Genomic DNA, 12,853 nt, shown 5'->3' on the forward strand with positions numbered 1-12,853 from the left:
ACCGAGATGATTGCACTTACTGCGGCGGAAATCGCCGAAATCACACACGGCCGCCTGGACGCCGATCCGGGGATTACACCCCTGTCAGTGGTCACTGATTCGCGGGAGGCTGCCCCTGGGTCCTTGTACGTGGCGAAACCCGGCGAGCACGCCGACGGCCACGACTTCGTTGCCGCGGCCGTCAGCCGCGGCGCGGTGCTGGTTCTGGCTGAGCGCCCCGTGACAGGGCCGGATGGCGTTAACTATCCGGCCGTCCTGGTCGATGATGTCGTGCTGGCCATGGGCGCACTGGCATCCGAAGCGGTACGTCGGATCCGGCTGGCCCGGTCTGCTGCAAGCGATGCCCTGACCGTCATTGGGATCACCGGTTCCGCCGGTAAAACCACCACTAAGGACCTCCTCGCCGGCATCCTCACAGAGCAGGGCGCCACCGTTGCCCCGCAAGGGTCCTACAACGGCGAGGTGGGCGTGCCCCTGACGGTCTTCCGGGCCGACACCCAAACGCGGTATCTGGTGATCGAGATGGGCGCCACGGGCATCGGGCACATCCGCTACCTGGCCAACATGGTGAAGCCTGACATCGGCGTCGTCCTAGGCATCGGCACTGCCCACGCCGGAGAGTTCGGCGGCGTGGACAACATTGCCCGGGCCAAGGGCGAGCTGGTGGAGGCCCTCGCGGCCGGCAGCACTGCCATCATCAACCTCGACGACGACCGCGTCGCTGCCATGCGCAGCCGCACCGGCGCCAGCGTGCTGGGCTTCTCGGCCGAAGGGCGCCCTGACGCGACCGTTCGGGCCCTGAATCCGGATACTAACGCCCAGGGCAACCCGGAATTCGAGCTCGTCCTGCCCGGCGGTGAAACAGGCGTGCACGTCAGCAGCCGCCTCATTGGCGCCCACCACACAGGCAACCTCCTCGCCGCAGCAGCTGCCGCGCACGCGGCCGGAGTTCCCGGCAAGGACATCGCCGCATCGCTGAGCGCACAGTCAGCGGCAAGCCGTTGGCGGATGGAACGCACGGAACGTGCTGACGGGGTGACCGTAATCAACGACGCCTACAACGCGAACCCGGAGTCCATGCGGGCGGCCCTGCGCACCCTGGCCGACCTGGGCCGCGGACGCCGCACCTGGGCGGTCCTGGGCGCCATGCTGGAACTGGGACCTGATTCAATCCGTGAACACACCGTTGTGGGCACCCAGGTGGTCCGCCTGAACATTTCCCGGCTGGTCGTCGTCGGCCGCGAAGCCCGCGCACTTTACGTTTCCGCCGTCCAGGAGGGTTCCTGGGGCGACGAATGCGTATTTGCCGAAACCGCCGAGGACGCCTACGCGCTTCTGAACGCTGAGCTTCAACCCGGCGACCTGGTGCTTTTCAAGTCGTCCAACAGCGTTGGACTGCGGCACCTTGGCGATCGGATAGCATTACCCCCACAATCCACCGAACCCACCGATGAAGGGAGCGAACTGCTGTGATTGCACTCTTGATCGGCGCAGGACTTGCCCTGCTGTTTGCCTTGGTGGGAACGCCGCTGTTTATCCGCTTGCTTGTCCGCAAGAGCTACGGCCAATTCATTCGTGATGACGGACCCACCTCCCACCACACTAAACGCGGTACTCCCACCATGGGCGGCACCGTGGTGGTGGGCGCGGTCCTGCTCAGCTATGGCCTGACCCACCTGATTATGTGGATGATTAACCCGGATTCAGGAGGCCCCTCCGCCTCGGCCCTGATCCTGTTGTTCCTGATGGTCGGCATGGGGCTGGTGGGCTTCCTGGACGATTTCATCAAGATCTCGCGGCAGCGGAGCCTTGGCCTCGACGCGAAGGCCAAGCTCATCCTCCAGGCCGCCGTGGGCATAGCCTTCGCTATCCTGGCACTGAACTTTCCCGATCCGGACGGCCTGACGCCGGCCTCGACCAAAATTTCCCTGGTCCGTGACATTCCCTGGCTGGACCTGGCCTTCGCCGGCACGGTAGTCGGTGCAATCCTCTTTGTGTTGTGGTCCAACCTGATTGTCACCGCTGCGACCAACGGCGTGAACCTCACTGACGGACTGGACGGGCTAGCGGCCGGTGCGTCGGTCATGGTATTCGGTGCCTACACGCTGATGGGAATCTGGCAGAACAACCAGGGCTGCGGGTCACCGCGCGAGACCGGCAGCGGCTGCTACTCCGTCCGGGACCCCCTGGACCTGGCGCTCCTGGCCGCTATCCTTAGCGCAGCCTTAGTGGGGTTCCTCTGGTGGAACACGTCCCCGGCGAAGATCTTTATGGGCGACACCGGGTCATTGGCCATCGGCGGCGCGATCGCCGGCTTTGCCATCTTGTCCCGCACGGAACTGTTGCTGGGAATCATCGGCGGCCTGTTCGTCCTGATCACGCTGTCCGTGATTATCCAGGTGGGCTACTTCAAGGCCACCGGCGGGAAACGCGTCTTCAAGATGGCTCCGCTGCAGCACCACTTCGAGCTCAAGGGCTGGGCAGAAGTCACGGTGGTGGTCCGGTTCTGGATCCTGGGCGGGCTCTTTGTGGCCGTGGGCCTGGGTGTCTTCTACGCTGAATGGGTTGTGCTCCTGTGACTGTTTCTCCCCGCCTGCAAAACCTGGTCAGTTGGGATTCGGATTGGGCAGGGCTGCGCGTTGCAGTGACCGGCATCGGAGTGTCCGGGTTCGCTGCTGCAGATACCCTCATCGAACTCGGGGCCCGGGTGGTGGTGGTTGATGCCGCCACCAGCGATACAGCCAGGGCACAGGCCGACACCCTGAAGATCGTCGGTGCCGTGGACGTGCTACTGGGCGAGGAGGCCGTAAACCGGATCCCCAAAATCGATGGAGGCTTCCCCGAACTCATCGTGACCTCCCCGGGCTGGCGTCCCGACCAGGCGCTCCTGGCAGCCGCGGCACGCGCGCACATTCCGGTCTGGGGCGACGTCGAGCTTGCCTGGCGCCTGCGCGTCCGGGCCGGGCACAAAACCGCTGACTGGCTGACCATCACCGGCACCAACGGCAAAACCACCACGGTGGGCCTGACCGCGTCGATGTTGCAGGCTGCCGGACTTAAGGCCATCGCGGTCGGCAACGTGGGCACCCCTATCCTGGATGCCCTTCGCGACCCCGTGGAGTACGACGCCTTCGCCGTTGAACTTTCCAGTTTCCAGCTGCACTGGGCTGAATCGCTGTCGCCGGTGGCCAGCGTCTGCCTGAATGTTGCCGAGGACCACGTTGACTGGCATGGATCCTACAATTCTTACCTCGCGGACAAAGCAAAGGTCTACGCGCGGACCCAGAAGGCGTGCATCTTCAACGCGGAGCAGATCGAGACCGAACGGATGGTTGAAGACGCCGACGTCATCGAGGGCTGCCGTGCGGTCGGGGTCACGACGCTCACCCCGGCCATCAGCATGCTCGGCGTGGTTGAGGGCCTGCTGGTGGACCGTGCGTTTATCGAGGAACGCAAGGACAGCGCAGCCGAGCTGGCCTCGATGAGCGACTTGGGCCAGTTTGCGCCCCGGCACATGGTGGCCAACGCCCTTGCGGCGGCGGCCTTGGTCCGGGCCTACGGTGTGGATGCGAAGGCAGTGCGCCAGGGAATCCAGGACTACGTGCCCGGCAACCATCGCATCCAGCCTGTCGCCAAGCAGAACGGCGTGCTCTGGGTCAACGATTCCAAGGCCACCAACCCACACGCAGCGGCAGCTTCACTGGCCACCTTTGAGAACGTCATCTGGATCGCGGGCGGCCTGTCCAAGGGCGTCAGCTACGACCATCTCGTCCGGGACAATGCGGCCCGGCTCAAGGCCGTGGTGCTCATCGGCACGGATACCGCCGCCCTGGCGGACGCCTTGCAGCGACACGCGCCCGATGTCCCCGTGATCACGACGCCGGCGGGCGACACTGAAAATATGCAGACTGCCGCAACGGGCGGGGCCATCACAGGCAGCTCGCCGGATTCCGGTGCAGCCGTGATGTCCCGGGCCGTTGCGTCAGCGGCGCAGCTGGCTGCATCAGGCGACACCGTGCTGATGGCCCCGGCAGCTGCTTCCATGGATCAGTTCTCTTCCTATGCTCACCGCGGCGACGCCTTTATTGACGCTGTCCGCGAGCTGGTGGAAGGGCAGGCCCAGACCGGCGAGGAGTAACAATGGTCAGCACGCCCACCCGGTCGCCGGACTCCCGGCCGCACTCCGGGAAACCCGCTTCGCCCATAAAGTCCACCATCACCCTGCCGGACCGGATCCGGGGCATGTACCGGGCCTTCTGGTCAATGCTGGAAGGAACCGGTACTTCCAAGAACGGCTCAACGTACTACCTGATCCTCGGTTCCACGCTGGCCCTGACCGCAATCGGCATCATGATGGTGCTGTCGGCCTCAAGCGTCGAATCCATCGCTGCCGGAAAATCGCCGTACGGCGACGCCCTCAAGCAGGGTATGTTCGCGGCCATCGGCATTTTCACCATGTTTGTCCTCTCGCGGATCAACGTGGTCTGGCTGAAGCGCCTGGCTTGGCCCGGCCTGGGCGTGGCCCTTCTCCTCCTGGTCCTGGTGCAGCTGATCGGTGACGAAGTCAACGGAAACAAGAACTGGATCGACCTCGGCGGCATCACCTTCCAGCCGTCCGAGGCGTCCAAGCTGACACTGGCTCTGTGGATGGCCACAGTCCTGGCCAGGAAAGGGAAGCTGCTGCGGCGCTGGCTCCACGTGCTGATCCCGGCCGTGCCGCTGGCGGGTGCGGTGATCGCCCTGGTCCTGCTGGGCAATGACCTGGGGACAGCCATGATCATCATGATGATCACCGCCGCCGCCCTCTTCTTCGCCGGCGTACCGCTGTACCTGTTCGGATTCGCTGCCCTGGCGGCCGCAGCAGGCACAGCTGTCATGGCCATCACCAGTTCAAACCGCATGTGCCGCATCACCTCGTGGTGGACCGGCCAGTCCTGTGCCGACGGCATTGACGCCAATTACCAGGCCACCAACGGGCTCTACGGGCTCGCTTCCGGAGGCTGGTTCGGCGTCGGCCTCGGCCAGAGCCGGCAGAAGTACAGCTGGATCCCGGAAGCCCACAACGACTTCATTTTCGCCATTATCGGCGAGGAACTCGGCCTCGTGGGCACCGTCGTCGTGCTTGTCCTCTTTGCAATCCTCGGGGCTGCCATCTACCGCGTCGTGGTGGCTCAGGAAGATATGTTCCACCGGGTGCTGGCGGGCACCATCATGGTGTGGCTGCTGGGGCAGGCCACGGTCAACATGGCCGTGGTGACAGGGCTGATGCCTGTGATCGGCGTGCCGCTGCCGTTCATTTCCTACGGCGGTTCGGCACTTCTGATGTCGCTCTGCGCCGTGGGAGTGGTGTTGTCGCTCGCCCGCGCTCAGATGGCGCTGGCCCTCCGGCCGAAGAAACTGCTCAATTTCGGCGCCCGGAAGGCCGGCGGAGCCCCTGGCCGAACAGTTGCCGGCCGCAAAACAACTGGCACCAACACGGCCGGCCGCAATAAAACCGCCGGCGCCAAACAACAGCAAGAAAGCGTTCGTAGCTCCAGATGACTTCCCAGAACCTGTCCATTGTCCTGGCGGGCGGCGGAACCGCCGGCCACATCAGCCCACTGCTCGCTATCGCGGCCGCCCTGCGTGCGGCTGCGCCCGGTGTTAGGCTGCTCGCCGTGGGCACACCTGCCGGCATGGAAAACCGGCTGGTGCCCGCCGCCGGCCTGGAACTGGCCACCATCGACCGGGTGCCGTTTCCGCGGAAACCTTCCGTTGATTTGCTCAGGCTGCCTGCACGGCTGGCCGGGGCGGTCAGGCAGTCCGGACGTATCCTCGATGAAGCCTCGGCCGACGTCCTGGTGGGTGTCGGCGGCTACGTCTGCACACCGCTGTACCTCGCTGCCCGGCGCCGGGGAATCCCCATCGTGATCCACGAAGGCAATACCAGGCCAGGCCTGGCCAACCGGGTGGGATCGTTCCTGACACGTCACGTGGCCACCGCGTTCGTCACCACGCGCCTGCGCCACGCCCGCCATGTGGGCATGCCCATGCGGACCGAAATCTCCAGCCTGGACCGGGACGCTGCCCGGGCCGCCGCCCGCGTAGCCCTGGGCCTGGATCCCACCATGCCCACCCTGATTGTGACCGGCGGTTCCTCCGGGGCCCAAAGCATCAACCGTGGGGTGGCCGCCGCCGTCCAGGACCTTGGCGCGGCAGGAATCCAGACCTTCCACATCACCGGCCGCGGCAAGCCGGTTTTGGGGCCGGACGGCGCGCCCCTCGCTGTACCGGGCTACCGGCAGGTGGAATACGTGGACGGCATGGAACAGGTGTACGCCGCCGCGGACGTGCTGCTTGCGCGGTCCGGCGCAGCCACCGTCTGCGAAGTGGCCGCCGTCGGAGTTCCTGCGGTCTTTGTCCCGCTGCCAATCGGCAACGGCGAACAGGCACTCAACGCGGAGGGGCTCGTGAACGCCGGCGGCGCACTTCTGGTCCCGGATAAGGACTTCACCGCGAAGTGGGTGGCGAGCCATCTGATCCCCCTGGTCACCGACCCCGGACGCCTTGCCACCATGGCCGCAAGCTCGCGACGCCTTGGCATCAGAAACGCCGATCAGCGCATGGCTGATCTTGTCCTGGAAGCGGTATCCGCATGAACCCCGCAAGCATCCGCAGCCAGGAGTCCCTGGGCCGCGTCCATTTCATCGGCATCGGCGGGGTGGGAATGTCCGCTGTGGCCCGCATTATGGTCGCCCGCGGGGTCGCCGTCAGCGGATCGGACGCGAAGGACCTTCCGGTCATGGCGGAGCTGGCAGCTGCCGGCGCGAGGATCGCGGTGGGATACGCCGCAGCCAACCTGGGCGATGCCCAGACCGTGGTGGCCGGCTCGGCGATCCGTGCGGACAACCCCGAACTCGTGGCCGCGCGGGCGGCTGGCCTGCCGGTGCTGCACCGTTCGGAGGCGCTGGCGGCCACCATGGGGGACGACCTCGTGGTGACTGTGGCAGGTACTCATGGAAAGTCCACCACCACCTCCATGATCACCGTCCTGCTCCAGGGTGCCGGGGTGGATCCGTCGTTTGCCATTGGCGCCAACGTGCCTGCGCTCGGCGTCAATGCCGCCCACGGCACCTCAGCGGTCTTTGTGGCCGAAGCGGACGAATCCGACGGGTCCTTCCTGAACTACAGGCCCAGGATTGCCGTGGTTACCAATGTCGAGCCCGACCATCTGGACCACTACGGCACTGCCGAGGCCGTCTACGAGTCCTTCGACCGCTTTACGGCGCTGCTCCCGGCCGACGGGGTCCTGATTGCCTGCGCCGATGACGCGGGCGCAGCGGCCCTCGCAGAGCGAACGCTCGCGCGCGGCAATACCCGGGTGGTGTTGTACGGCACCTCGGGCGGGTCGGATCTGGTACTGCACGACGGCGGCCCGGGGGATGTGGCGGTCTCCTCACCCGCCGGACGGTTCGCCCTAAACCTGCAGGTCCCGGGCCGTCACAACGCGCTGAACGCCGCCGCCGCCGTAGCCGTTGCGCTGGAGCTGGGGGTCGACGCCGAAGCTGCCGCAGGTGCCCTGGCGCACTTCTCGGGCGCTTCCCGGCGCTTTGAACTGAAAGGGGAGGTGCGCGGCGTGCGCGTCTATGACGACTATGCCCACCATCCCACCGAGGTCCGGGCCGCCCTGACGGCTGCCCGGTCCGTGGCAGGCGGGCACCGCGTCCATGTCCTGTTCCAGCCGCACCTGTTCTCCCGCACCAGGGCGTTTGCCACGGAGTTCGCGGCAGCGTTGAACCTTGCGGATACCGCTCTGGTCCTGGACATCTACCCCGCGCGCGAAGATCCCATCCCGGGCGTCACCAGCCAGCTCATCGTCGAACATCTGGCCGCCGGCGGACGGCTGGTGGAGTCGGGCAAAGCGGTCGCTGCCCTTACGGACGTGGCCGGTCCCGGCGACATCATCCTGACCGTCGGGGCAGGGGACGTGACGGCTTTCGGGCCGCAGGTAGTGCAGGCACTCGGTGGGTAGTCCGCGCCGGCCCACCTACGCTTCACCGGGCAGGCGGCAGCCACCCGCGCCAGCGGAACCGGAGGTCATCTCGGCGTCCAAAAGCGCCCCGGAAGCGGATACGCCCTCTTCGCCTGGCCGCATAAGAGTGCAGGCCGCTGGCCGCAAGCGGTCAGCGGAAGAGGTGCCAGCGGGCCCTGAGAAGGCACCGGCAGGCGCTGACAATGTGCTGGTATTCCCGGAGCCGCCCGGAAAACGCCGCAAACGGAACATCCTGGTGACGCTGGGCGTTGTCCTGGCGCTGGTCTGCGCGCTGCTGGCCGCCGCAATCTTCTCGCCGGTCCTTGCCGTAGGCACTGTATCGGTGTCCGGGACGCAGCTCGTCACGACGGCGCAGGTCCAGGCCGCACTGGAACCGCTGAAGGGCAAGCCCCTGCCCCAGATCAGCGATGAGGAGGTCAGCCGCCTCCTGGCGCCCCTCGTTCAGATTAAATCCGTCTCAACCCAGGCGCGGCCGCCGTCAGGATTGGTGGTCCGGGTGCTGGAGCGGGTTCCGGTGGCACTTGTCAAGCAGGGGGAGCAGTACCAGCTGGTGGATGTGGACGGCGTGGTGCTGGCCAGCCCCGCGGCCCCGGCCGGGGTTGCCTTGCCCGTGATCGACGGCGGCGCCGGAGCGATCGGCAAGGACCTTTTTCAGGCCACTGCAGCGGTCCTCGGTGCACTCCCCCTGGACGTGCTGTCGAGACTGTCCAACGCGTCCGCGCAGTCGGTGGATGCCGTGGAGCTCAAATTGGTGGACGGCCAGACCATTATTTGGGGGAATGCGGGGGAGAAGGAGCTCAAAGCCAAGGTGCTCGAAGCCCTGCTCAAGGTTCCCGCGGACCCGAAGAACCCCGTCCGTGTGTACGATGTGAGCGCGCCCCGGCATCCGGTGACGCGCTGACCGCTTTATTTACCGGGTATTCGCGCGACACGCGGCTCCGGTTATTGAATGTCTGAACCATAGGAAATAGCGTTCCAGACATGAGTTACTTGACATAACTATAACCTTCAACTCGAAGGTTAAGGTTCGAGCTTCAAGCCCGACTCCACAGTTTTCGCAATAGGACACGAACAAGGGACACGTAACGTGGCAGCTCCGCAGAACTACTTGGCCGTCATCAAGGTCGTCGGCATCGGCGGCGGTGGCGTGAACGCAGTCAACCGCATGATCGAGGTCGGCCTCCGGGGTGTTGAATTCATCGCCATCAATACAGATGCCCAGGCTCTGCTCATGAGCGACGCCGATGTCAAACTCGACGTCGGACGCGAACTGACACGCGGACTCGGTGCAGGCGCCAACCCCGAGGTGGGCAAGCAGGCTGCGGAGGACCACGCCGACGAAATCGAAGAGGTCATCCGCGGCGCGGACATGGTCTTCGTCACCGCCGGTGAAGGCGGTGGTACCGGAACCGGAGGCGCCCCCGTCGTTGCGCGCATCGCGCGCTCCTTGGGTGCGCTGACCATCGGCGTTGTTACCCGTCCGTTCACTTTCGAAGGCCGCCGCCGTGCGGGCTCCGCCGAGGCCGGCATCGACGCCCTGCGCGACGAAGTCGACACCCTGATCGTGATCCCGAACGACCGCCTCCTGTCCATCAGCGACCGCAACGTCTCCGTCCTGGACGCTTTCCGCTCCGCTGACCAGGTGCTCCTCTCCGGTGTCCAGGGCATCACGGACCTCATTACCACTCCCGGCCTGATCAACCTTGACTTCGCGGACGTCAAGTCGGTCATGCAGGGTGCCGGCTCCGCACTCATGGGCATCGGCTCCGCCCGCGGCGAAGACCGCGCGGTGAAGGCCGCGGAACTGGCTATCGCGTCCCCGTTGCTGGAAGCCTCCATCGACGGCGCCCACGGTGTCTTGCTCTCCATCCAGGGCGGTTCCGACCTCGGCTTGTTCGAAATCAACGAAGCTGCCCGCCTGGTCCAGGAAGTGGCCCACCCGGAAGCCAACATCATCTTCGGTGCCGTGATCGACGACGCACTCGGTGACGAGGCCCGCGTCACGGTCATCGCCGCTGGTTTTGACGACGTCAAGGCCACCTCTCCTTCGATGGACCAGTCGCAGCCGCAGGTTGCTCCGCAGCGGCCCGCAGCGGTCCCCGCTCCGGCCCAGGCGCCCACGTCGGGTGGCAGCCACCAGCATAACGTCCAGCCGGTTCACGCAGGCGTTGGTGCGTCAGGCCTCAGCAACTGGGGCCAGCAGCGCCCGTCGGCGGTCCCCGCCGATTCAGGCTTCGACGTCGACCTGCCCTCAGTTGTGGAGCCGGACCTCTCGGGGAACCGCGCCGATGACCTGGATGTCCCCGACTTCCTGAAGTAGGGCCCGGGTTGTTCTATTGGCGGGCCGAAGTCTCTGCTGGCGTAAGCGTGGCGTTTACAGACACCCAGGCCGGCAATCTTGCCCTGCACGTCGGCGACAATGCCGGCCGCGTTCTCCTGCGCCGCGAGGCGTTGGAGAACGCGGCCGGCATAACCCGTGGGTCCCTCCGGTTCATGGAACAGGTCCACGGCACGTCCGTTGAAATGATGGAGCCGGCCACGCCGCCGCCGACCGCCGACGCCATGGTGTCGCGGGGACTGCCGCTGGCGGTCATGGTGGCTGACTGCATCCCCGCGGTGCTGGTGGGTCAGGGGCCGGGCGGTCCGGTGCTCGCCGCCGTTCACGCAGGCCGGCCGGGGATAGAAAACGGAATTCTCCCGGCGGCAGCGACGCGTATGCGCTCAGCCGGGGCCACCGGTATCCGCGCCTGGCTGGGCCCGTCAATCTGCGGACGTTGCTATGAAGTGCCGGCCGACCTGCGCGGCCACGTGGCAGAGCAGGTACCCGCAACGTGGGCCGCCACATCCTGGGGCACACCGGCCCTTGATCTCCCGGCGGGGGCGAAAAGCCAGCTTGAAGCAGCCGGGGTTTTCATTGAATATGCGGGCCCGTGCACGCTCGAGTCCGACGAACTCTTCTCCTACCGCAGGTCCCACAGCACCGGGCGCTTTGCCGGACTGGTGTGGTCGCATGAATGAGGATGTGGTGGATGACAATCCAGCGCGGATGGCTGATCTGGCGGAACGCCTCGGCGCCGTGCAGCGTCGTATTGAAGCCGCCCTCCAGGATTCAGGCCGGGCAGGGGATCGGCCCACGCTGATTGTGGTCACCAAGTTCCACCCGGCCGCGGATATCAGGCTTCTCGCCGCGCTGGGCGTCCGCGACGTCGGCGAGAACCGGGATCAGGAAGCCTCTTCGAAGGCGGTCGAACTGGCGGGCCTCGGCCTCAACTGGCACTTCGTCGGGCAGTTGCAGAGCAAAAAAGCGAAATCCGTGGCCAAATATGCCCACGCGCTCCATTCGGTGGACCGGCTAACCCTGGTGGATGGCCTGGAGCGCGCCATTGCGGCGGAACAGGAGCGGACGGGCCGGGGAGCCCTGGAATGCTTCATCCAAGTCAGCCTCGACGACGACGCCGGCGCCCACCGCGGCGGCGCGGCTGCGGCGGAGGTGCCGCTCTTGGCGGAGCGGTTGGCGGCCGCGGCAGGACTGGAACTGGCGGGTGTTATGGCCGTCGCCCCGTTGGGTACCGGCCCGGCGGCAGCCTTCGAAAAGCTGGCAGCCATCTCGGCGCGCTTGGTGGCCGAGCATCCCGGCGCAACGGCCATCTCGGCCGGCATGAGCCAGGACCTGGAAGCGGCTATCCGTTTCGGTGCGACACACCTGCGGATCGGTTCCGATATTCTCGGATCGCGTCCTGACGTGGGGTAGCGTCGAACCCATAGGAAGTGAGTGGCGGGGGATTCAAGGCTGTCAAGTCATTGGGCGGCCCGCCTACGGACACGATTAGGAGTCGACCATGGCCGGCGCTCTGCGCAAGACAATGATCTATCTTGGGCTCGCCGATGGCGATGAACACTACGAGTCCGAGCACACCACAACACGTAAGGACGAGGACGATCCGATGGAAGTTGACCGCGAGGAGCGCCGTGCACCGGTACCCGTCCGCGATGTCAGCCGCGAGTCATCTCACGCCCCCGAAGAGGAATACCGCGCACCAGTGACCCCCATCAAGCGTGCGGCCTCGAGCCGCGAAGAACCGTCCGGGCTTCGGCAGATCACCACGATCCACCCACGGTCCTACAATGACGCCAAGCTCATCGGTGAGAGTTTCCGGGACGGTATTCCTGTCATCATGAACGTGACCGACATGGGCGAAGCGGACGCGAAGCGACTCGTCGATTTCTCGGCCGGTCTGGTTTTCGGCCTCCGGGGCAGCATCGAACGCGTCACCAACAAGGTTTTCCTGCTGTCGCCGTCCTACATTGAAGTCATTGGCGATGACAAAAAGGTCAGCGAGACTCAGGCCAGCTTCTTCAATCAAAGTTAGCCCTGAGCTTATTCCGGATGCCAGACAGGTACACCTGTCTGGCATCTGTGCTGAAATAGACAAGAAACATTGGCAAGGCGCCGCGGTATCGGGAATGGACATGGAGATATGAGTTAAGTCATGGGAATTATTTTCGGACTTGTCTATATCGCCCTTTTGCTGTTCTTCGTGGCGTTGATCATCCGGCTGGTTTTCGACTGGGTCCAGATGTTTGCCAAGGGATGGCGTCCGCGTGGTATTGCCCTTGTGGTGGCCCACAATGTGTATTCGATCACCGATCCGCCGCTGAAGGGGCTCCGTAGGCTGATCCCGCCGTTGAGGCTCGGAGGGGTGACCTTGGACCTCGGGTTTCTGGTCCTGTTCATCGGCGTGAGCATCGCGATGGCGGTCACCAGGGGTTTCGCGTAATCTTCGACAAGACCTAGCAGAGCAGGCGGAGTTCCTGGAATTG

12 protein-coding genes are annotated in these 12,853 nt (G+C 65.4%); all 12 read left to right on the top strand.

Features of this window, described 5'->3' with window-relative positions; translation table 11 throughout:
* Positions 1-6 precede the first annotated feature (6 nt).
* The 12 genes from ACQCS0_RS09055 to ACQCS0_RS09110 all read left to right on the top strand — a co-directional run bounded on the left by ACQCS0_RS09055 (position 7) and on the right by ACQCS0_RS09110 (position 12,810).
* The gene (locus tag ACQCS0_RS09055; protein ID WP_354154367.1) at positions 7-1,473 is read left to right on the top strand and encodes a UDP-N-acetylmuramoyl-tripeptide--D-alanyl-D-alanine ligase; all 1,467 of its coding nucleotides are present in this window, start codon (positions 7-9) and stop codon (positions 1,471-1,473) included.
* Positions 1,470-2,579, top strand: a complete 1,110-nt coding sequence (gene mraY, locus ACQCS0_RS09060; RefSeq protein ID WP_354154366.1) for a phospho-N-acetylmuramoyl-pentapeptide-transferase — start codon at positions 1,470-1,472, stop codon at positions 2,577-2,579. Before ACQCS0_RS09055 ends, mraY begins: the two co-directional genes overlap by 4 nt.
* Positions 2,561-4,138: a UDP-N-acetylmuramoyl-L-alanine--D-glutamate ligase gene (murD, locus tag ACQCS0_RS09065; protein WP_354154365.1), complete on the top strand. Its 1,578-nt coding sequence runs from the start codon at positions 2,561-2,563 to the stop codon at positions 4,136-4,138. Before mraY ends, murD begins: the two co-directional genes overlap by 19 nt.
* A 2-nt stretch (positions 4,139-4,140) precedes the next feature.
* Complete coding sequence (gene ftsW, locus ACQCS0_RS09070; RefSeq protein ID WP_354154364.1) at positions 4,141-5,541, top strand: putative lipid II flippase FtsW; 1,401 nt, start codon at positions 4,141-4,143, stop codon at positions 5,539-5,541.
* Complete coding sequence (murG, locus tag ACQCS0_RS09075; RefSeq protein ID WP_354154363.1) at positions 5,538-6,638, top strand: undecaprenyldiphospho-muramoylpentapeptide beta-N-acetylglucosaminyltransferase; 1,101 nt, start codon at positions 5,538-5,540, stop codon at positions 6,636-6,638. The genes ftsW and murG overlap by 4 nt, the downstream gene beginning before the upstream one ends.
* Entirely contained in the window at positions 6,635-8,011 is a 1,377-nt protein-coding gene (murC, locus tag ACQCS0_RS09080) for a UDP-N-acetylmuramate--L-alanine ligase (protein ID WP_354154362.1), read from the top strand. Before murG ends, murC begins: the two co-directional genes overlap by 4 nt.
* Entirely contained in the window at positions 8,004-8,933 is a 930-nt protein-coding gene (locus tag ACQCS0_RS09085) for a cell division protein FtsQ/DivIB (protein WP_354154361.1), read from the top strand. The genes murC and ACQCS0_RS09085 overlap by 8 nt, the downstream gene beginning before the upstream one ends.
* Positions 8,934-9,119: 186 nt before the next feature.
* Positions 9,120-10,352 carry a cell division protein FtsZ gene (ftsZ, locus tag ACQCS0_RS09090; RefSeq protein WP_354154360.1) on the top strand — a complete coding sequence of 411 codons (1,233 nt, stop codon included), beginning with the start codon at positions 9,120-9,122 and terminating at the stop codon, positions 10,350-10,352.
* Between the two features lie 8 nt (positions 10,353-10,360).
* Positions 10,361-11,050: a polyphenol oxidase family protein gene (locus ACQCS0_RS09095; protein ID WP_354154359.1), complete on the top strand. Its 690-nt coding sequence runs from the start codon at positions 10,361-10,363 to the stop codon at positions 11,048-11,050.
* On the top strand, positions 11,043-11,783 hold the full coding sequence (locus ACQCS0_RS09100) for a YggS family pyridoxal phosphate-dependent enzyme (RefSeq protein WP_354154358.1): 741 nt from the start codon (positions 11,043-11,045) through the stop codon (positions 11,781-11,783). The genes ACQCS0_RS09095 and ACQCS0_RS09100 overlap by 8 nt, the downstream gene beginning before the upstream one ends.
* Positions 11,784-11,871: 88 nt before the next feature.
* The gene (locus ACQCS0_RS09105) at positions 11,872-12,402 is read left to right on the top strand and encodes a cell division protein SepF (protein ID WP_354154357.1); all 531 of its coding nucleotides are present in this window, start codon (positions 11,872-11,874) and stop codon (positions 12,400-12,402) included.
* A 120-nt stretch (positions 12,403-12,522) separates the two neighbouring features.
* Positions 12,523-12,810 carry a YggT family protein gene (locus ACQCS0_RS09110; RefSeq protein ID WP_426940188.1) on the top strand — a complete coding sequence of 96 codons (288 nt, stop codon included), beginning with the start codon at positions 12,523-12,525 and terminating at the stop codon, positions 12,808-12,810.
* Positions 12,811-12,853: the final 43 nt, after the last annotated feature.

It is taken from the genome of Pseudarthrobacter sp. S6 (assembly GCF_050156575.1).
Lineage (GTDB): Bacteria > Actinomycetota > Actinomycetes > Actinomycetales > Micrococcaceae > Arthrobacter.